17 protein-coding genes are annotated in these 21270 nt (G+C 51.0%); all 17 read right to left on the bottom strand.

Annotated features, from left to right (window positions below; all coding sequences use genetic code 11):
- Positions 1-123 precede the first annotated feature (123 nt).
- Complete coding sequence (locus tag SE18_RS10120) at positions 124-1170, bottom strand: SIS domain-containing protein (protein WP_054534325.1); 1047 nt, start codon at positions 1168-1170, stop codon at positions 124-126.
- On the bottom strand, positions 1164-2300 hold the full coding sequence (gene nagA / locus SE18_RS10115; RefSeq protein WP_054534324.1) for an N-acetylglucosamine-6-phosphate deacetylase: 1137 nt from the start codon (positions 2298-2300) through the stop codon (positions 1164-1166). Before nagA ends, SE18_RS10120 begins: the two co-directional genes overlap by 7 nt.
- On the bottom strand, positions 2297-2758 hold the full coding sequence (locus SE18_RS10110) for a GNAT family N-acetyltransferase (protein ID WP_054534323.1): 462 nt from the start codon (positions 2756-2758) through the stop codon (positions 2297-2299). The genes nagA and SE18_RS10110 overlap by 4 nt, the downstream gene beginning before the upstream one ends.
- Complete coding sequence (locus SE18_RS10105) at positions 2751-4550, bottom strand: beta-N-acetylhexosaminidase (RefSeq protein WP_054534322.1); 1800 nt, start codon at positions 4548-4550, stop codon at positions 2751-2753. The genes SE18_RS10110 and SE18_RS10105 overlap by 8 nt, the downstream gene beginning before the upstream one ends.
- 4 nt (positions 4551-4554) lie before the next feature.
- Positions 4555-5400: a carbohydrate ABC transporter permease gene (locus SE18_RS10100; protein ID WP_054534321.1), complete on the bottom strand. Its 846-nt coding sequence runs from the start codon at positions 5398-5400 to the stop codon at positions 4555-4557.
- Positions 5401-5402: 2 nt separating this feature from the next.
- Complete coding sequence (locus tag SE18_RS10095) at positions 5403-6500, bottom strand: carbohydrate ABC transporter permease (RefSeq protein WP_083469819.1); 1098 nt, start codon at positions 6498-6500, stop codon at positions 5403-5405.
- Between the two features lie 340 nt (positions 6501-6840).
- Complete coding sequence (locus SE18_RS10090) at positions 6841-8316, bottom strand: ABC transporter substrate-binding protein (protein ID WP_054534320.1); 1476 nt, start codon at positions 8314-8316, stop codon at positions 6841-6843.
- Positions 8317-8453: 137 nt separating this feature from the next.
- Positions 8454-9464, bottom strand: a complete 1011-nt coding sequence (locus SE18_RS10085; protein ID WP_054534319.1) for an ROK family protein — start codon at positions 9462-9464, stop codon at positions 8454-8456.
- Positions 9465-9525: 61 nt separating this feature from the next.
- The gene (locus SE18_RS10080; protein WP_054534318.1) at positions 9526-10686 is read right to left on the bottom strand and encodes an ROK family transcriptional regulator; all 1161 of its coding nucleotides are present in this window, start codon (positions 10684-10686) and stop codon (positions 9526-9528) included.
- A gap of 593 nt (positions 10687-11279) precedes the next feature.
- A complete protein-coding gene (locus SE18_RS10075) occupies positions 11280-14465 on the bottom strand; it encodes a M14 family zinc carboxypeptidase (RefSeq protein WP_054534317.1) in 3186 nt (1061 codons plus the stop codon).
- A 316-nt stretch (positions 14466-14781) separates the two neighbouring features.
- Positions 14782-15567 (bottom strand): ABC transporter permease, encoded by a 786-nt coding sequence (locus SE18_RS10070; protein WP_054534316.1) that lies wholly within the window; start codon positions 15565-15567, stop codon positions 14782-14784.
- 1 nt (position 15568) lies between these two features.
- Positions 15569-16375 carry an ABC transporter permease gene (locus tag SE18_RS10065; RefSeq protein ID WP_054534315.1) on the bottom strand — a complete coding sequence of 269 codons (807 nt, stop codon included), beginning with the start codon at positions 16373-16375 and terminating at the stop codon, positions 15569-15571.
- The gene (locus SE18_RS10060; protein ID WP_054534314.1) at positions 16372-17355 is read right to left on the bottom strand and encodes an ABC transporter ATP-binding protein; all 984 of its coding nucleotides are present in this window, start codon (positions 17353-17355) and stop codon (positions 16372-16374) included. The genes SE18_RS10065 and SE18_RS10060 overlap by 4 nt, the downstream gene beginning before the upstream one ends.
- Before the next feature lie 522 nt (positions 17356-17877).
- Positions 17878-18687 carry an ECF transporter S component gene (locus SE18_RS10055; protein ID WP_054534313.1) on the bottom strand — a complete coding sequence of 270 codons (810 nt, stop codon included), beginning with the start codon at positions 18685-18687 and terminating at the stop codon, positions 17878-17880.
- Positions 18684-19655 (bottom strand): RluA family pseudouridine synthase, encoded by a 972-nt coding sequence (locus SE18_RS10050; RefSeq protein ID WP_054534312.1) that lies wholly within the window; start codon positions 19653-19655, stop codon positions 18684-18686. Before SE18_RS10050 ends, SE18_RS10055 begins: the two co-directional genes overlap by 4 nt.
- Before the next feature lie 23 nt (positions 19656-19678).
- Positions 19679-20032, bottom strand: a complete 354-nt coding sequence (locus SE18_RS10045) for a TraR/DksA family transcriptional regulator (protein ID WP_054534311.1) — start codon at positions 20030-20032, stop codon at positions 19679-19681.
- Positions 20033-20195: 163 nt separating this feature from the next.
- Positions 20196-21269 (bottom strand): TolB family protein, encoded by a 1074-nt coding sequence (locus SE18_RS10040; protein ID WP_054534310.1) that lies wholly within the window; start codon positions 21267-21269, stop codon positions 20196-20198.
- Position 21270: the final 1 nt, after the last annotated feature.

The following is a 21270-nucleotide window of genomic DNA, read 5'->3' as shown; positions in this document are numbered from 1 at the left end:
ATTGCCCAGTTTTGGAGGCAAACTGGCTATTTAAATTGAAATTAATTTCAACATCGCTTTTGGCTAAAAACCAAAAGCCCTGCTCAAAGGCAAGGCTTGATAAACGTTGAGTATTGAAACAACCTAGCGGGTTTCGGTAACTTTGCGCAAACCACGCGGCTGATCAACATCGAAATCGCGGGTGTGGGCGAGATGCAAGGCCAACAATTGGCCAGGCACAATGTTGATCATTGGCGAGAGCCATTCGGGCAAGCCGTTTGGCGTGCGCAAGGGTGTGCGGCTCAAACGCAAGGTATCGTGATCGTCGCTAATCGCCAGAATTTCCGCGCCACGCTCGCGAATCGTTTGGATGAAGCTTTGCATTTCGGGCAACATCGGGCCGCTTGGCGCAATCACAATCACCGGAAAACCCTGTTCGAGCACCGCCACTGGACCATGCAAAAAGTCGGCGCTGCTGTAGGGCTGCACAATTGTATAGGTCAATTCTTTGAGTTTGAGCGCCAATTCAAAGGCGGTCGAATAATTGTAGCCCCGGCCAATCACCACACATTGTTGCATGTAACGATAGCGCTGCACCACATTCGCCATATCTGGCAAATTGCTGAGGGTATCGCCAACAAAGCGCGGCAACCGCTCCAGCGCAGGATTCATACTAGCATCATCGGACAAAGCAGTGCTGAGCATCGCAATTGCAACCAATTGAGCGCTATAGCTCTTGGTCGCAGCAACCGCCAATTCCTCGCCAGCATGCAGATCGATTACAAAATCGCCTGCTTGGGCCAAGGGCGAATCGGTTTTGTTGGTGATCGCGGCAGTTAGGGCGCCTTGTTTGCGAGCTTCGGTGAGTACAGCCACGATGTCGGGGCTTTTGCCGCTTTGGCTAATGCCCAGCACACACACATTGCCCAACACCGGCGGGCGTTGATAGATTGAAAACAGGCTTGGGGTTGCTAAGGTGACTAAGATCCCATTGATTGAGCCAAGCAAATATTGGGCGTAGCGGGCAGCATTATCGCTCGTGCCACGGGCAGCAATCACAATTTGGCTGATATTGCGTTCGCGAATGGCTGCCGCCAAGCTGGCAACCGTGGCTTTTTCAGCCTCGAGCAGCCGTGCCAGCGATTGGGGTTGCTCATAAATTTCGCGATACAGATGGCTTTGGGTTAGCATTGACGTTGCTCCAAGGTTGTAGAACCATAGACGATGTTGCCGCCAACAAGCGTGGCAACAACCTGATAGTGCTGATCGAAAATCACCAAATCAGCAGGGTTATCGATCACAATCCGGCCATAGTGAGCCAAGCCCAACAAACTGGCCGGAATCGTGGTAAAAGCTGGCAAAATCTGTTCTAGTGGGCTGTTTGTCCAAGCATGAATGTTGCGCAAGGCTTGATCCATAGCCAACACGCTGCCCGCCAAACGGCCATCGCTGCGGCGTGCCTCGCCATTGGCTACGGTCAAGGTTGTGTCGCCCAATAGATATTCGCCATCGGGCATGCCAAGTGCAGCTTGGGCATCGCTCACAATTGCAATGCGTTGGCTGGCACTTTGCCAAACATGGCGCACCAAACCAGCATGCACATGCACCCCATCGGGAATCAAGCCAATCGTGATCCGTTGGTCGCTCAAGGCGGCTCCGGCTAAGCCTGGCTCACGATGGTGCAAGCTTGGCATGGCATTGAATAAATGGGTTACCGCGCGAATACCTTGATTGAAACTGGCTTCTGCTTCTTCGAATGTAGCTTCTGAGTGGCCAGCGCTCACTACCACGCCGCGCTCAACCAAGGCTTGAATGATTTCAGCAGCTGCATCAAGTTCGGGGGCCAAGGTGACCAAGCGCACGCCATTGGCCAGCGACCAGCTTTCAATCACCCCCAAATTGGGGTTTTGCAAATGTTGAGGATTATGCGCGCCGCGCTTGGCTGGGTTGAGAAACGGCCCTTCGAGGTGCAAGCCCAGCACTCGCGAGCCAGCAAAATCGCCCTGCTGTACCACCTGTTGGGCCAACGCAACTTGGCTCAGCGGCGAGGTGATGATCGTTGGCAAAAAGGCCGTCACGCCATATTGCACCAACTTGGCCGCAACCGCAGCAATCGTTTGGGGATCGCTGGTGAAGTCGTGGCCAAATGCCCCATTCAATTGCAAATCGATCAAGCCTGGCGCGACAATCAGGTCAGTCAGATCGTAGCATGGCGCTGCTGGCGAGGCCTCGGCAATATGCCCATTGGCTATCGCCAAACTACGCATAGCGCTCAGCTCAGGCGTATAGATCGTGGCGTTTTCAAACCGTAGGCTGCTCATGCATCACCTTGCAACATCCCGCGATACACGCCGGGGGTTGAATCGGGGATGACAATTGCGCCAACTGTGCGCTGATAGAACTCAACTGGGCCTGCATCCCCCACAATTGCATAGCCATAGCCTTGCTGTTTCATCGCCTCCAAGGCCGCGACCAACAAAGCCGTGCCAACCCCGCGCCCACGGCAATCGGGGTCAACCCCGGTTGGGCCAAAGAAGTTGCGGGTCGTGGTGTCGTAGCAGGCAAAGCCCAAGAGTTTTTGCTCTTCGACCGCAATGATGCAGCTAATTGGGGTTTGACTAAAGGCCACAGCACACTCGCTGCGCCACGCTGGGTAGAAAAAACGCGCTACCCAATCGAGCACAACATGGCGCTCAGGAGCAATTGCACGGCGAATCGTCACGCCAGCGATACTCGGTATAGCTGGCAATTCGTAGAGCTTGACCAAGAGATCAGGCATATTGAACCTCGCCATAGCTACTGCGCAAGGTGGCAAAGTGTTTCAAGCTATCTTGCAAGCCGCCTGGCCGATTGCGGCTCAACCAAACTTCTTGGAAGCGCTCGATCAAGCCGTCGATTTCGGTTTGCAGGTTGCTAGCCTGCTCGCTTGGCTGTTGATCAAGCACCCATAAGCCGCGTTGCACTGCATGGCGCAGCAAATCAATTGCCCACGCCAACTCGACCAAGCAGAGTTCACCATCGGCGCGTTGTGGCTTGGTGTTTGGCAACTCGTTGCGCAATTGCAGTAGAATCTCATCGGCGTTATGTAAACCTTCGCGGTCGAGTTTCAAATTAGCAATTGCTTCGGGGTTGGCTTGCAAAATACGGAACAACGATGAAGTGTTGTGCAACAATGGTGGTACAGCGCGATAGACATCGCCCAATTGATAGACCAAATTGCCCAAAACCTTGTTGCTATCAGCAAAAACTACGGTATCAAGCAAAGCCACCACATCAAGCTCGGCCAGTGCGTTCCAAGCGCGAGCAGCACCAATTGCCAAGCCAAGATAGCTGGTTACCAGCGGCTGCCAGTGGCCGTTATCGCCCCAATCGGTCATCAAAAAGCCTTTAGCGCCATAGTGCAAGCCATGTTTAGCGGCGTTGGCGATGTTTTCCAAGGCGTTGGTGGTGCGGCCTGCGACGGTGTTCCAGCTTGAGGTGCCTGGGCAAACATAAAATGGCAGGCCAGCTTTGGCAATTGTGGCCGATTGAGCTTCAAACGGATGATCGGCCTCGTAGCCCCAAATCAGCACTTCTGCATCCTGTGGCAATTCGCCTACCAACTCTGGGTAATGCAAAATAATATCGCTCCAGAATTGCATAATATAGCCGCGGGAGTGGGCTTCGTGATAAAGCTTTTGCAAAAATTCAAGATAAACCCGACCCTTGCCACGCTCAGCAACTGCCGCTGCACTTGCCCCCAAGCCCAATTCGACAGTTTCGTCACAGCCGACGTTGAGGGTGCGGGTGCGAAAGTTCGGCAACAATTCGTCGAGCATACTGCGCACCAATGCGATGCTGCCTGGGTGTTCGGGTGCCAAGGTGAAGGGTTCGTCAAAGTAGCCCCAATCGGGGTCGCCAGTGTCGCAGCCATCAGGGCACTCGGCCAAATCGCGATATTCTGGCTTGGTCAGCCAACGCCGCATATGGCCAAAGCAGTTTTGGTTGGGCACTAATTCGATAAAGCGTTCGAGACAAAAATCATCGAGCGTGCGCACTTCCTCGGCGGTCAGCGGCGAAGCATCGGCCCAAACCGTGGGGTGGTTTTGGTAGGCAAAAGTATGCTCGATATACAGCTGAATTTGGTTGATTTTCCAACTGGCTAATTCGTCGATCAGCGCATAGAGCGTAGCCATGGTTGGCACTTTATCGCGGCTAATATCGAGCATAAAGCCGCGCACGGCAAAATCTGGCGTATCGTCGATCACAAGATAGGGCAATTGCGCAGCTGATTGCTGTTGAATTTGGCGCAGCGTTTGCAGGCCATAAAACAGGCCAGCAGCAGTTTGCGCAGCGATTTGCACGCCAGCAGCAGCAATTTGCAAACGATAACCATCGGCATGAGCAATTGTTGAATCAAGCGTTAGGGTCAAATTGGCGTTTTGCGCCACGACTTCATGCTCTCCAAGTTGAGCCAAACTGGCTGAAACTCGTTGATCAAGCTCGTTTGGCAAGCTAATCTGCCAAATTTTGGGTAAAGCATAGCTTCCCTCAGCGAGCTGAAGGCTTTTTGGTTTTGGTAATAAGTGCATTTGGTTATCCCTTGACTGATCCGGCTAACAAACCACGCACGAAATAGCGTTGGAGTGCAAAGAACACTGCCAACGGCACGATCATCGAAACAAACGCGCCAGCAGTTAACAAGTGCCATTTATTGCCGAGCGAGCCGGTTAATTCTGAGAGTTTGACCGTCAAAACTTTATTTGTGCCCAAGAACACCAACGAAACCAGCAGGTCGTTCCAAATCCAGAGGAATTGAAAAATTGCAAATGAGGCAATGGCTGGGGTCGAAAGTGGCAGCACAATCCGCATAAAGACGGTGAAATCGGAAGCACCGTCGATTTTGGCCGATTCAATGAGGTCGCCTGGAAGTTGCGAAATGTAGTTGTAGAGCAGATAAATTGCCAGTGGCAAGCCAAAACCGGTGTGCGCCAGCCACAAGCCAAGGAAGGTACCAGCAATACCTGTTTGGGTATACAAGCGCAAAATTGGAATCAAGGCCACTTGCAATGGCACCACCATCAAGCCAATCACCATCGCAAACAGCCAATCACGGCCAGGGAAGCGCATCCACGCAAAGGCGTAGGCGGCAAAAGCGGCGACTGTAATTGGCAGAATCGTGGCCGGAATCGTTACGACCAAGGTATTGACAAAGGCTTCGCCAAGGCCGTTAGCGCTAATCACATCTGCATAGTTTTTGAAAGTCCAAACTGATTCTTCGAATGGATGTTTGAGCGCATTCCACCAGCCAGAATTTTTTACATCATTTTCGGGGCGGAACGAGCTAACCAACACGCCGACGGTTGGCAACGTCCACAGGAAGGCAATCAAAATAACTGCAAAGTGAACGAATGAACGTGAGACAAAACGTTGGATACGCATGATTACCCTCGCTGACGGCGGGCATTCCGCACGTTAATAATCATCACTGGCAGCACGGCGATCACCAAAATCATGGTCAAAGCGCTACTGAGGCCATAGTTTTGATTTCGGAAGAACTCGGTAAACATGCGGTTAGCAATCACCTCGGTTTCATAATTCCCGTTGGTCATCACAAACACAATGTCAAACACCTTCAAGACCGCGATCACCACGGTCGTAACCACGGTCAAAATCGTGGTTTTGAGCGAAGGAATGATAATTCGCCAGAAGATATCAAGCTCGCCTGCGCCATCGACGCGGGCTGCATCGATAATATCGGCGGGAATCGCCTTGAGCGCCGCCGAGAGAATCACCAGACAAAAGCCAGTTTGCAGCCAAATCATAATCACAATCAAGGCAATATTATTGACGCTCTTATTGATCAACCAAGCAACAGGCTTGAAGTCGAAATTGCCAATAAAGGCATTCAACAAGCCAACGCCTGGTGGATTGCTGGCATACATAAAGCGCCAAATCACGCCTGCACCAACAAACGAGATAATCATTGGCAAGAAGATCATCGATTTGGCAACAGCTTCATAGCGCACTTTATCGAACAGCACGGCCATAATCAGGCCGCCAATGACGCTAAACGAGGTTACGCCAACAATCCAGTAGACATTATTGCGCAGCGCAATTTGGATTGTGCGATTGGTAAAGGCAAACTTAAAGTTATCCAGCCCAACAAAGGCCTCGCTATTTTTATCGAGCACGCTGTAGTAGGCCGTCATCACGGTTGGATAGACCAAGTAGATAATGAGCAAGGCCAAGGCTGGGCCAACAAAAATCACTGGGCGAATCCTCTCGCGCAGTGTTTCAGAGGGAATCAGATTGAGCACTTCGTTACAGAGCCAGTAGGCAATCCAAATGCCAAAGACCCCGACGAGCAAGGCCACCCCAACCACCAACAACCGTGGAGCTTCAGCGTCTTTCATAACGCCAAGGCTCCAACGCCCGACCAAGATTGAAATAATTAATGCGAGAGGAACCAGCAACAAGCGCACAGTCTCGACGTTACTACGTGAGCGTGGCCCAGTGCTAGTTTGTGGTTGTGATGACATGCCACAACTCCTTGCTGAGGAACAGTGCCAAGCAGCACTGCCTGAATACCGAGAACAGAGTCCAGAGAACAAATGAATTGAGCGATTCCGCTGTTCTCTGCGCTATGTTTTGATCCACGAAGGACACGAATTACACGAATGATTTAATTTCATCCCTCATCTTTATCCTGACCCCGCTTTACCTTTTGACTTCTGACCTTTGACCTTTGACTTCTGACTTTTCATCCTATGTTCTATGTTCTTTGCTCTCTGTTCTGCTTACTATACAACGCGAGGTAGGCATAAGCTACCTACCTCGCGCAGAGTTTCGATGCAGCGCATCGTCATCGAGGGAGGCTGACTAGTTTTGTGGCCAGCTTTCTTCGATGGTGGTCAAGACGGTGTCGATATCGGTGTTGTTCACGTAATCGACCATACCTTTCCAGAAGGTCCCAACGCCAACTTCAGCTGGCATCAAGTCGGAAGCGTCGAAGCGGAATACGGTCGCGTCCTTGATGATTTCAGCTTGGCGGCGGTCGATGTCGTTACCATACCAAGCCAAGTCGACGTTTTGGTTTGGTGAGATAAAGCCACCAGCTTCGACCCAGCCTTTAGCTGATTCTGGGCTAGCCAAATATTGCAACACGGCGCGCACTTCTGGGCGGTCGTTGAACATAGCGAACACGTCGCCGCCACCCAACACAGGCTTGCCTAATGCTGGATCAATTGGTGGCAAGTAGAAGAAGTTGCTATCGGTGCCAGCTTTCTTGCCTTCTGGGAAGAATGATGGAATCCAGCCAGCTTGGCGGTGCAACCAGCAGCCTGGTTTGTCGGCGTTGAACATTGGGGTTTGGGTATCGGCCACGGCGGTGGTCAAGATACCTTCACGGCCACCGGCAACGTATTGTTCGTTGAACCAGATTTTGCCCATAACTTCAGCGGCGTTTTTAACGCTTGGGTCGTTGAATGGGATTTCGTGGTTGACCCACTTGTCGTAGGTTTCAGCACCAGCGGTCCGCAACATGATGTCTTCCATCCAGTCGGTAGCGACCCAGCCGGTCACGTTGCCGTGTTCCAAGCCGATACACCATGGAGTGTTGCCATCAGCAACCATCTTGTCGCTCAAAGCGGTCATTTCATCCCAAGTTTGAGGAATGGTATAGCCAGCTTCTTCGAAGGCTGGAACTGGATACCAGACGATGCTCTTGGTGCTGGCGCGGAAGAACACACCGTAAAGGGTGTTATCAACTGAGCCAAGATCAATCCATGATTGGATGTAATCTTTTTGCAAATCTTCTGGTTTGATGAAGCTTGAGATGTCGACCAACTTGTTCTTGCGAGCCAAGGTTGCCATCAAGCCTGGTTGTGAGAAACCAGCGATGTCAGGGGCGTTACCGCCTTCGGCGCGAACAGGAATCAAGGTTTCGAAATCTTTCGAGCCTTCATATTGAACATCGATGCCAGTGCGGGCTTCGAAGGCAGCCAAGGTTTGGTTGAAGGCTGCATCTTCTGCTTCAACCCACAAACCGAAGATGCTGACTTTGGTGCCCTTGAATTCGCCAGCTTCGGCGCGAACTAATTCAGCATAGTTTGGGTTGACAGCTGGAATGCTGCCAGTGCTATCTGTAGTTTTGGTTGCTGCTGGGGCTTCGGTTCCGGTGATTGCTTCGGTTGCAACAACTTCGGTTGCTGCTGGGACTTCAGTTGCAGCGGCGGTTTCGGTTGTGGCCGTTGCTGCAGAAGCAGTGGTTGGTGCGGTCGTAGGTGTTGTGCTACCACCACATGCGGCGATCAGCATGCTGATCAGCAGTAACAACAGGAAACTGCGATGTTTCATCTAGACTGTTCCTCACTAATGCGGGAAATCCTGAGATATGCGTGACTCATACCCCGTGGCGTTTCCCCAAATCCAACCTAACGATGTGGGCCTGGTATGGTTTGCCATGAGATGTTAGGTTTATCTCGTGGCGGAGCTTAGGCCAATTGCGCCTGCGCAACCCGCGCCAACGCTTGGCTATCGAGCAAGGCGATTCCGCCCCATGCACCAGCAGCAAAATCGCGATCTAAGAGCTTGACCCGCCCTGCAGGAAGCAACGATGCTGCGAGCGAACTTTGCTGACGTAAGCCATCGAGTGCTTGTTCAATTGGGCTGAAGAAGGCTGAGCCTGCGCGGCTAACACCGCCCCCCAGCACAATATGATCACAATCGTAGGCAAGCACCATTGTATAAAGCGCCTGAGCAAGTTGGTCGCCAACCATGTGGGCAACAGCCAACCCTAATTCATCACCAGCCTCGGCAGCGGTATACACTGCTGAAGTGGTTATCGAAGTTTGGTGCTGAAGTTGGCTATGCGGGAATGTAGAGAGCAGAGATTGCGCATAGTTGGCAATTGCTGGGCCTGCAACAACGGCTTCAAGACAGCCATAATTGCCACAGCGACAGCGAATTGTTGATGAACCAAAGCGTGCATGACCGATTTCGCCCGCCATCCCGTGACTACCACGGTAGACTGCTCCATCAAGAATCATGCCAGCGGCTATGCCCGTGCCTATACTAACATATAAAATCGAATCGATCGAACCTGCCAGCCAATAGCGTTGAATGCCAAGCGCTGCGGCCCGGACGTCGTTTTCAATCACGCACGCTGTGCCAAAAGTGGCGTTGATGAAGCCACGCAGATCAACTGATTGCCAGCCAAGATTGACGGCATGCCGTACAATCCCGCTCTGCGTATCGACTTGGCCGGGAATGCCAATCCCAATTCCTGCAAGGAGCCGAATCGGTAGATCAGCTTGTTTCAGGGTTTCCCAAATCGCATCGGCAAGAGACTGGAGGGCATGGTCTGGGGTTCGGGTATCGGTTGGGCGTTGGACGCTGGCCCAAACCCGATTATCGTCATCGACGAGCAGGGTCGCAATTTTTGTGCCCCCCACATCGACTCCTAACCGCCAGCCATTGGCGTTCCGGCGCTGTCGTTGATCCACGCAAACCCCCTATACAAGGAACTAAGTGGCTAAGCTCGTCGGGGGGTGGTTTGCTGGAACGTTAATCCCGAACAATGCCTAGCTCATTGGCTAGTAACAGCGCTGCTGCGCCTAGGGTTACGATATCGCTGCCGAGGGTGCTGACTTGCACATCGGTGGCTGCAACCAGGGTTTGCAACGCATGGTGGGCTAGCGAACGGCGTAACGGTTGGAGTAAATCATTGCCAAGTTGGGCTAGTGACCCAGCAAGAATCACGAATTGAGCGTTGAGTAGGCCAACCACATTAGCAATGGCGATGCCAAGGTAGTGGGCTGCTTCGTCAATAATCGCGCGCACAGTCGGCTCGTTGTTGGCCAAAGCGGCTTGAATCGCGGCAATTGTCCATGGTTCTGCTTGCGGCAAAGTTGCATCGAGTTTGGTCAACAAGGCACTGGTGCTCGCCACAGTTTCGAGGCAGCCGTAATGGCCACAGCGGCAGAGAATTCCATTTGGTTGCACAACCACGTGACCGATCTCACCAGCTCCCCAAGCGTCACCACCAACAATCCGACCATTGATAAAAATGCCTGCGCCGATGCCAAGCCCAATGTTGATCACCACCAAATTGGGTGCATTGCGCTGGCTGCCAAACGTGTGTTCAGCAATCGCCGTTACATGACTATCGTTGGCCAAATAGACTGGTAGCCCATAGCGCTTGCCCAGCAAATCGCGCAATGCGAGATTGTGCCAACCAAGGTTAACCGCTTGTTGGACAACCCCAGCAGTGGTGTTAATCACTCCTGGTGCGCCAATGCCAATGCCCAGCACTGGGTTGTGGGTGTTCGCAAGCAATTGATCAATTAGTTGATACAATTGTTCAAGAACATTGCCCCCATTCAGCGCCAAGGTTTGACGTTGGCGAATTGCCCCGCGTAAGTTGATGATCGTGCCTCGCAGTTCGTGTCCCGCAACATCCAAACCAATCAAGTGACGACCATCATCCAATACGCTCAGCAATGTCGCTGGCTTTCCACCACCAGAGGGCGCTAACCCGACTTCTTGCACCAAACCTTCATCAAGCAAAATCGCGACGTTACTCGAAACTGTGGTTGGCGTGAGGTTGGTTAAGCGGGCCACATCTACCCGACTAATCGCACCACCATCGTAGATGGCTTTGAAGACAAGTCGGTAGTTGTGAAGCTTGCTTTGCTCCCGACTGGCTTTCTTGGGCAGTCCCTGCATAACTTATTCCAATGAATTTACTAAGTGAGAGTATCCCACAAGCGGCTCAATTTGTCAAGCGCAGCTTTGCGTGGCGCAAAAGGCTGAGCCTTAGGTAACAAGAATAGTCTGATTTTGGCAGCGTCTCAGCGCTTCTCATAATACCAACATGCGACTATTCCTGAATCCAATGCTATTTTATCCGATAAATGATAAGTAGGGGTCAGGCAGAAAGTCAGAAGGCAAAAGTCAAAAGTCAGAATAGGGTCAGCATTAAGAATAGAACATAGAACATAGAGCAAAGAACATAGGGGCAATAGAACATAAGGGAAAGTGATTTATTTAACGCAGCAGCGCAGAGCCACGAAATTATGAAGGATGAGGGATGAAGGCAAAAGGCAAAAGGCAAAAAATGAGGCTATCGGCTGGAGGCTATGGGCTATAAGAATAATAATCAAATATATCTGGGCAATCTGTGGCTAAATTAACCTTCGTGCTCTTCGCGTCCTTCGTGGTTCCCAACCTTCGTGCTCTTCGTGCCCTTCGTGGATCAAAAAAGGGATCGATAACAAACTTGTTACCGATCCCCACCAACCAACCCTCAATCCCCAGCTCTACTTCACAACATACGGCATAAAGACCTTATATTGACTGATCGGTGCACTAATTGCGGTTGAAACTAAGCTAATGCTATTGCTTGCCCCACTATCAGCGCTTGAAGTTGCGGTTACGGCTACGCTATCAGTTCCGGTTGCATTGGCTGGAATCGCCACCACAACTTGAACGGTCGTGCTTGCACCTGCGGCCAAGCTTACACTGGTTTGGCTCAAACTGGTTGGCCATGCATTGCCACTCAAGCTCAGATTAAAGCTATCGCTCACATTGCCGGTGTTGGTAATGTTTAACGTATAGGTCAATGTCGAGCCAACAACGCCGCTCAAGGCAGCTTGAGGAGCCTGCACTGCCACATCATGCACGGTTGAATTGCCAATCGTAAACACAACCGGCACCGTTTGATCGCCATTGAGCGTGTTGGCTCCTGCGTTGACCCGCAAGCGCGCGCGATAGGTACCATTAGCAATCCCATTGCTGTTGGCGGTTACTTGAATGTTTGCCGAGCCACGCGCTGCTACATCAACTGAAGCTGGAGTCCAGCTCAGCCACGAGGCGCTACCAGCATAGGCAACAAATTGCAGGGCCAAATTATCGTGCAAACGGCCAGTGCTGTTGTAGACCCATTGGAAGCCCGAGGCGCCAGTGCTATCTTCGATGCCAACACTAACGCTATTTTGGGTATCAACCGTTTGATATTGCAAGGTAATATCGCCACTGGTTAAGTCGAGCACAAATTGGAAATCTTCAGGGCTGAAGCTGCCACCGCTGGCCCAGTGTGGTACGCCACTAAATTCAACAATAAATTGATCATTGGCGCTATCAGCATAGGTAAAGATCCCATTGCTCCCACTCAAACCAGAGGGGTCAAGGTCATCCCACAAGGCAGCAATTACATTATTCGGCGCGGTTGTGCCAGGGACTACGCCGTTGGTCGATGTACCCGAAGCACTACAGGTCGTAGCATTGGTTGGGCTGATAAAGCCGTTGCTATTGACAATCAACTTGCTATAGGCTGTTCCATAGTACATGAAATTGCGTGGCAAATTCACAATCACACAGGCATCATCGCCCAAATTGAGCCGTGAGCCAGTGCTGCTGATGTCATTCCAATTATAGCTTGGGCCACCAACATCGTCGCTGCTCTTCACTTCGTAGCCCATTGGCGCCAGCGTGATATTTGCATTAAAACTGGTACCGCCAGCATTGCCAATCACCAAGGTACGCTCTTGGCTGCCATCGCTCACATTGAAATTCAAGGCGTTTGGGGTGGTTGTCAAAGCAGCCAATTGGGCAAGTAGTAGATCTTGATTGGTAAAGCTGTTGCTGCTAACCGTCAAATTGTAGCTTGCTGGCGTTAAGCCCGTGCCGCTTACTTTGACACTATAGCTGCCAACTGGCAATTCCAAGCGATAGCTGCCATCGCTGGCGCTGGTGGTGGTGCTGGTAAAGCTGCCAGTTGTTGCCACGATTGTAGCATTGGCAATTGGCTGGTTGTTATCGCTCGCACGCACAACCCCAGTTAAGCCTTGCGGCGCAACATCGAGCCATTGAGCGCTCACTGCTCCCCAGTTGCCAGCAGTATCGCGGCCCCGGAAGTAGACCAAATGGCGACCATTGCTCAACGTTTGGGGAATCGTCGCATTTACCGCTTCTTGAACACCATTGAAACTTCCATCGCTGGCGTTCAGGCTAATCGCGGTTGCGCCAGCCCGCCATGGTGGAGTATCAATATAGGCTTCAGCAGCAGCAATCGTTTGAGCACCATTGTTAACATCATTGATCGTTGCCGACAATTTGTAGCCATTGCTCGCCGATTGGGTGGTAACGTTCAAGGCATCAGGGCCACGCTGCAACAAATAAGGCGAGCGCGCCACTTTCGAGGCATACAAGAACGCTGGCAAGTTGCGGCCCCAGAAGTTGCCTTGAGCTTGACCATCTAAACAGGTGAAGTTCGGGAAGAAACCACTACAAGAGCCTGATTCTGGCCCAACTTCAAAGGTGTACGAGGCAACCCCCAATTCGCCATAGGCCCAATCATCGGTCGTGCCGCTGGTTGGATACAATTCGTCGGACTTTTGTGGCGTGTAGCCATTGTAGCTGGCAAATTTCTTGCCCAAGCCACGCAAATCTGCATCGTTTGGCGCAAGTTGGGCTGAGTGACCATAAGGCCACAAGACCAAATCGCTATACGAGTGAATCGAGATATAGACGCCTGCGGTATCATCTGGCGCAGGATCGGTATCTGCTGGGCCACGGCGATCAGCAAACACCCCACGCATCCATTGTTGCAAGGTAGCAACTTCTGGCTCAGAGGCAGCTGAAAGCCCAGGCCATGTTTGCCCACAACGCGGCTCAGTTGGTCTATCAACCTCGCCCCAGTGGAACGATGAGTTGCGGTTAAGGTCAACCCCTATATCCACATTATCTTCACATGCCGTATCAACCGTATTACGGTTTTTGCGTTGAGGAAACGATGAGCCTTGCTCGGCAATCTTACGTCCATCGGGGTTGACGAAGGGCACAATCACAATCGTGTGCTCATCAAGCAACCAATGCACATCAGGGTCGGTCGCATAGCGCGAGAGCAAATACTCGGTGTAGCGCAAGGTCAATTCAGCGGTTGACATTTCGCGCGCGTGAATCGCCGACATCAAGAAGAAGGTTGGTTTTGGCCCAGGAATCAACGAATTGGTGATCGTAATCCCACGCAAATCGTAGCCTGCTGGCCCACCAGCGTTCACTTTATCCCACGAAGCACCATAGGTAAATAACCCAGTCAGATTGGGATAGGTAGCATGCCATTGATCAAGCAAGGCATAGCCTTCTTCCACCGTGCGAAAGCCACCTTGAACTGGCAAGATTGAAGGCCTTTGCAGCAAATCAGTTTGTTCTTGATCAATTTGTGCCGTAAAGCCCTCTTGTTGCAATTTGGCCAATTCGCTTGGCGTAATTAAGGCAAACAAATCGTCCTTATCGCGCATTTCCAACAAATCAAGCCCACGGGCGCTTAGGGCCAATGATTCAGTCCGATCTTTGGCCTGAATCCGCGCCACAACCCGTTGTTCTTCGACAGCAAGCTGGGCCTCAGTGCGTTTTGGCAGCGAAACCACCACCAAACTACTCCAAACCCCAATCAGGGCCAGGATTGTTCCAATTAACGACCAACGATGCCTCAGACGGTCCATACAAACGACCTCCACACAGTGCGAGCCTAGCGCCGTGCCAGAATCTCCTTCGATTGTTGCGCTAGGGAAGTTTTTGGGGAATACCTGCTCTTCATTGAGGCTCTATTTTATCATTTTTAAGTATTTATAATGCAGCCTTGCGCATATGCAATTAAGCAAAACAAACCTTCGCTCAATCCAACCAGCAAAACCGCGAAGATCACAAAGGATGGGGATTCAGAATCCATAGCAACAATCCAAAACCTAAATTTTAGGGGGTGTTCAGCAGACCAATTGTAAAAACCTATCCTTGATATCTGAGCAAGGGAATCTAATTCTAAGCTGAGGCTCCAGTATAATGGCGCAAGCCAAAGCGCCAAAATAGGCGTGAAACGACTAATAACAAGACCGTCAGGCCCAGCGCAAACAACAAATTCTGGCCGTTCAACTGGCGCGCCAAGGTTTCAGCAGGTAGGGTTACTGCAAACGCAATCGGCAGCACAAAGGTCAAGGTATGTTTCAACCAGCCAGGGTAAATACTCACTGGCCAACGGCCTGCCTGATACAAGCTATCAAAAATTTCCAAAAAGTTGTCGGCGCGAATAATCCAAAATGCGCCAACGCTGAGCATCAACCAAACGCTGTAGATCATCAGGCCGCCAAGCAGCACCGCCGCCGCAAACGCAAGCGCGCTCAGCCAGCCCAAACTGGTGCTTAATTGGCTAATTGCATAGCCCAAAACTACGCTGCCAAGCACCAAATCGATCAATTGCCAAATTCGAAATTCGCGCACACTGATAATTGCTTGGGCATCGGCAGGCTTCGTCAGGGCAAAATCCAACGTGCCTTCTTGAATATCTTCAATCAAGCGGTTCATATTTGGCTGAATGACGGTTTTGATCAGCCCGCCAACAATAATGTGTACGCCCATCACCGCCAACAGTTCTGGCTGCGTCCAACCAGCCAAGTTTTGGGTATAGCTAAAGACCAAGCTCATAGCAACCAAGCCCGTGCCCAAGGCCAAGGCCGATTGAAACAGTTGCACAAAAAAATTGACTCGATATTGAAATTCGCTAATGACGCTAACCCGCAGAAAGATCCAGAACAATCGTAAATACACCATGTTAAGCTCCCACTGCCGAGTAGCGCCGCACCGCATGCGGCCAAACCAAGGCCAAAATCCCACCTGCAATCAGCATCCAAACTGCTTGCATTGCCAAGCCCCAAGCCACTTGCGGCCCAGTTAACGTGCCAACCGCCACGTCAATTGGAAAGCCAAATGTCCATTGAAAAGGCAACCATTGCGAAATGTCGCGCACCCAAGCAGGCATAATTGCCAGCGGCACCAAACGCCCAGAAAGCAATAATTCGATCGTAAAGTACAACTCGAATACTGCACTCACTTTAGTGACCCAAAATGTCACTAAACCAAGCGCCCACAAACACAAAAAGCGCGTAACAAAGCCACCTAACAAGGCCAGAATAAAGGCCGGAATTTGCCACCACGCCGTGAACGTAAACACGGGCTGGAAAACCCACCATAAAAGCCCAGCGATCGGCAGCCACAGCACAATCGTCACCACTTTGAGGCTCATAAAGTAGCTCATATCAAAATGAATCGGGTGAATTGGCCGCATCAGTTCGTTGGAAAGCCGACCCTTACGAATCCGATTTTCAAAGGCATACGGCGTGAGTGCAATATTCATCTGGCGCACCAACGTCCATGTAATGTAGTAGGCGGCAAAGGTGCCAGCGGTATAGCCCGCGACGTTGCCGCCTTGCGAAGTGGCAATTGTGCCCCAAACGACCAAATAGACAACTGGCTCAACCATCATTGCCAAGAGCCAAAACAGATGCGCCACTCGGTATTGAAATTGGCTAATAATCGATGTTTTGAGCAAGGTCAGGTATAAATCAAGGTGCTGCTTCATACAACTTGCGCCTCCTGTTGAAACACCTGCTCAATAATCGAATCGATCGCTGGATCTTCAATTGTCAGGTCGCTAATCGCAACTTCATTCAACAAACGGGTGGTAATTTGGGCCGTCGCGCTTTTGGGAACCCGCAAATTGACTTGACCCTTGCTATTGCTAATAATCTCGCCATACTCGCTCAAATCAAGGTCGGGGTCATTTAGGGTTACGCCTATAGTTTTGTAGGCGGCAAATTTTTCGACCAAGCCAGCTAAGCCACCATCGTAGAGCAATTGGCCGTGGTGAATCACAATCACCCGTTTACACAAGGCTTGGACATCGGCCATATAGTGGCTGGTCAGCATCACGCTCGCTTGATAACGCTGGTTGTAGGCGGCCACAAACTCGCGAATCAAACGTTGCGCCGTCACATCCAAGCCAATCGTCGGCTCATCCAAAAACAATACCTTGGGACGATGCAACAACGCCGAGATAAATTCGGCCTTCATACGCTCACCCAACGACAAGTTGCGGACTGGCTTTTTAACCAAATCGCCCATATTCAGCAAATCGATCAATTCATCGCGCATGCGCCGAAACTCGCCCTCGGGAATTTGGTAGATGGCGCGTTGCAACTCAAATGAATCAAGCGCTGGAATATCCCACATCAGCTGATTGCGCTGGCCCATGACAATCGTAATTTGGCGCAGCAGCTCTTTTTCGCGGCGCTGTGGCTCGTAGCCCAGCACATCGATCTGGCCACTGGTAGGAAACAGCAAGCCAGCCAGCATTTTGAGGGTCGTGGTTTTGCCAGCGCCATTTGGCCCCAGAAACCCAACAATCTCGCCAGCGTCGATGCCAAAACTAATCTTTTTGACTGCTTCGACTTCGCGATATTTGCGCTTGAACAAGCTGCCAACTGCTGCTTTCAAGCCCGCCTCACGTTCAGGTACCTGAAACGTTTTGATCAATGTATCAACCTTAATCGTTTGGCTCAAGGCAGTGCATCCTCGCTACAAAAAGAGATGGCATATCTTAGCAGAGATATCTATACACTTTAAAGGTCTTAAGAACGATGAAATATGAAGGATGAGGGATGAATTATGAAGGATGAAAAGGAGCATGCAGACATGAATTCAGGAAGAATAGGAAGTTTACAAAGCACACGAATTGCACGAAGCAATGAAACCACGAAGGACACGAAAATTAAGTTTTTTGCCACGAATTGCACGAATTACACGAACAATGTTCCGATAGCCCAAAGCCTATAGCCAATAGCCATGTACCTCTGCGCCGCTGCGTTAAATGTGCATTCTACTTTGATTTTTGACTTTTGACTTCATCCCTTCCTATGTTCTCTGTTCTTTGCTCTATGTTCTCAACTTCATCCCTCATAATTCATTCTTCATCCTTCGGTCGCTCTGCGCCTCTGTGTTAAAAAATTGATCCACGAAGGACACGAAGTGCACAAATGCTGCGTTTGCCCTCGTCTACCGACCCCCGACCCCTGATCCCTACGCCTATGTTCTTTGATCTATGTTCTCGGTTGATTGCCAATTCAGGCGCAGCTGAAAACGCCGCAACACTGCCAAAATCGGCTTACCAAAGGCCACAATTAATAGCAGATTGAACAAAGCGCGGGCGGCATCCCAGCCCAGCGAGGTCAGCAGATAAAACGCCCAGTAGCGATCCAAGGTTGGCCCAAGCCCTAAGCCAGGTTGCCACGAAATTGCGCTTTCGCCAGTGCTAAAGGGCCAAAACGTCAGATTCATCAATGCGCCAAAGAGCAAGCCCCAAAGCCAGCCAAACGCCGCCAGCAATGCGACTTCCCACCAACTGCCATCAGCGATGTTCAACCAGCGTTTAATTGGTTGTAACAAACTGGTCGTCAGGCCCAGCCAGCCCATCGCCAACATCTGAAACGGCATCCACGGGCCGATCCCCGCCACTAACAAGGCCGAAACCGCTAAACTGAGGCTGCCCAGCAAAAAGCCAAAGCGCCCACCATACACATAGCCCGCCAAAATTACCAAAAAGAAAAAGCTTGGGCTATCGCCAGGGCCAGCAGGCAAGCGCAACACCGCATTGATCGCCACCAACATTCCCAAGGCCGCCACTACTCGCGAATTCATGGCATGGCTATTAATATCGGTCAAAATAATGCCCAGCAGCAGCGGCCCCAACATCAGCATAATGATTGGCGCATCGGCTGCATGATTATCGCCAGCAGCAACTTCGCTCAAGAAAAATGGATAAAAAAAGGCAACCAGCCCAACCAGACTGGTTACCAAGACTAAAATGCGGCTTGCAAACGGTGTGGATCGGCTCATACTAGCGGTTCAATCTCGGGATCAGGATAAACAATTGTTTCATAACGGGTGCGCAAGGTCGTCAGAATTTTCTCTAATTCTGCTGGCAACGGCACTTCCCACGAGCGCCATTCGCCATTGCTGGGCAAGCGAAAACCCAAATGGTAGGCATGCAAAAAGTGGCGTTCGATGCCAAAGGTTTCTTTGGGCTTGCGATGCCCATACAACGCATCATTTAAAATTGGCCGATTGCGATAGGAAAAATGCACCCGAATTTGATGCGTCCTGCCTGTTTCCAAGGTGGCGCGCACTAACGAATATGGCCCAAGCACCTCGAGCACTTGATAGTGGGTCACTGCATAACGGCCTTCAGGCGTGACCATCATACGCAAACGATTATTGGGATTACGCCCAATCGGCGCATCGATCGTGCCTGTTGGCTCGCGCCAGTGGCCTTCAACCAAGGCCAAATATTTTTTATGCATGCGCCGCGCCATCTGCTGCTCAGTCAGCACCATGCGCGCTTGATCATGCTTGGCAATAACCAACAAGCCCGAGGTATCTTTATCCAGCCGATGCACAATTCCAGGCCGCAAATCGCCACTGGTGGTCAAATGAGGGTAGCGATAAAGCAAGGCATTGACTAATGTGCCATTAGTATGACCCGGCGCAGGGTGCACGACCATGCCCGCGGCCTTGTTCACCAGCAATACATCGTCATCTTCATACACAACATCGAGTGGCAAATCTTCGGCCACAATATCGGTTGGCTTGGCCAAGGGCAAATAAATTTCAATCTGATCGCCAATTTGGACTGGCAAACTGGCTTTTGCACCGCGCCCATTGACCCGAATATGCAAATCGGTGATTAATTGTTGCACATACGTCCGCGATAAATCAGGCATACTAGCAGAAACAAGCCGATCGAGGCGTTGGCCTGCTTCTGCTTCGTTTACCTGAAGGGTCGTTAAATTGTCAGTTTGCTCCATCGCTCTAGCCTCTCCTGTACTGGTTAACTATTGGCAGCCTCAATTGAAAGTGCTGCATAGGGCAAGACCTCTAGGCGTTCAACTGGAATCGGCTTGCCAGTTTTGAGACAAATGCCATACGTGCCATGCTCGATTCGATCAAGCGCTGCTTCGACTTCGCCAATCAAGCGCTGGCGATCTTCAATTAAGGCAAAATTCTTTTCGCGCTCAAAAATATCCGAGGCATCATCGGCAATATGGTTACTGACCCCAAACTCGGCATCTTGATTCAATTGGTCGGTCGCTTCTTCCAAACGCTTGATTTCTTCGTTCAAATGGGTATGTATATCGTGCAAGCGCTCTTTGAAATAGCCTAACTGGGTTTTCGATAAAGTCATCTGGTACTCCCACACAAATTTTTAAGCCAGGATTATAGCACGCCCATGGGCAAGACTCTAGCCATGAACCTGCATTTTTGCCAAATCATGCACAGATCTAATGCTTTTGGGATTTATGTGGATGCATTGAGCGTTATTGTACCCGATATTTAGCTAGCTAGATTTAGTGGCTACCCCATTCAACAAACCAATAGACTTGCATCGGGGTTAAAGCGCGTTCCTCGCCAGTTGCCAAGGTGTATTCCATCAAGCCATCGTAGCCATGGATAAACAAAAATTGCTTGCCATCTGGATTCCAGCTAATCCGACCATCATCAATATTTTGGGCCAGTGGCTTCATTGCCCCATCGCTAACAGTAATCTGCCACAAAGAAACTGGTTCGCCGTGAGCGCTCGCCACTTCGACGCCCAGCAAGTGTTCCCACCACGCTAATTCTGGCTCTGCGCCGCCGCCAATCGCACCCGGCCCGCCGTTCACCGTCACCACAACTGTGCTGCCATCTGGCGACCAGCGCGGGGCAATGATCGATTTAAACGGTGGATCAGGCTGGCCCAGCGGTTGCGGGTTGCTACCATCAAGCTTGGCAATCATCAACGAAGGAAAGCCAATATCAACATTTGGTTGCACATACACCAGCTGCTTGCCATCGGGCGAGACCGCAGGCGTGGTGCTGCCATCGACCACAACTGTTGCTTGGTTACTGCCTAATCCATATTGCACAATTGCAGCTTCTTCGCGCAGAAACTGATTTTTTTCATTCAGGAAGGTACGACGGCGGGTTAAATAGAGCGATTGATCATCGCCAGCCCAGCTTGGTTCGCTCAGCGCATCGCCGAATTCGCCATAGGCTAAAAGCCGACCCTTGCCGCTTGCAGCATCAAGGCCGCAAATAATGCCTGATTGCAACCAAGGAATTGCCAAATCAATCGGTGGCAACATTAAGGAATAGGCCAAGGTTTTGCGATCGTGCGACCAAGCAGCATCGCGAATGAGCGTGCGCTCCTTAGCTGTGGTGAGTTGGCTCATGTCGCTACCATCGCGATTGAGCGTCCAAATATTGCCTTCGAGGCCAACAATAACTGGTTTGTTAATTGGCTCAGTATCAATACAATAGCCTGCGAGATCCGCCGTATCAATGCTAGCTGGGGCTTGCGCTGCAGGTGTGACGCTGTTCGAGGCTGCGCCACAGCCAACTAAACTCATCATCAAGCCAATACTTAAAAGCTGTTTTTTCATA

The sequence above is a fragment of the Herpetosiphon geysericola genome (assembly GCF_001306135.1).
Lineage (GTDB): Bacteria > Chloroflexota > Chloroflexia > Chloroflexales > Herpetosiphonaceae > Herpetosiphon > Herpetosiphon geysericola.
The sequence above is the reverse complement of the archived record's forward strand: the minus strand, read 5'-3'. Positions and strand labels throughout refer to the sequence as shown.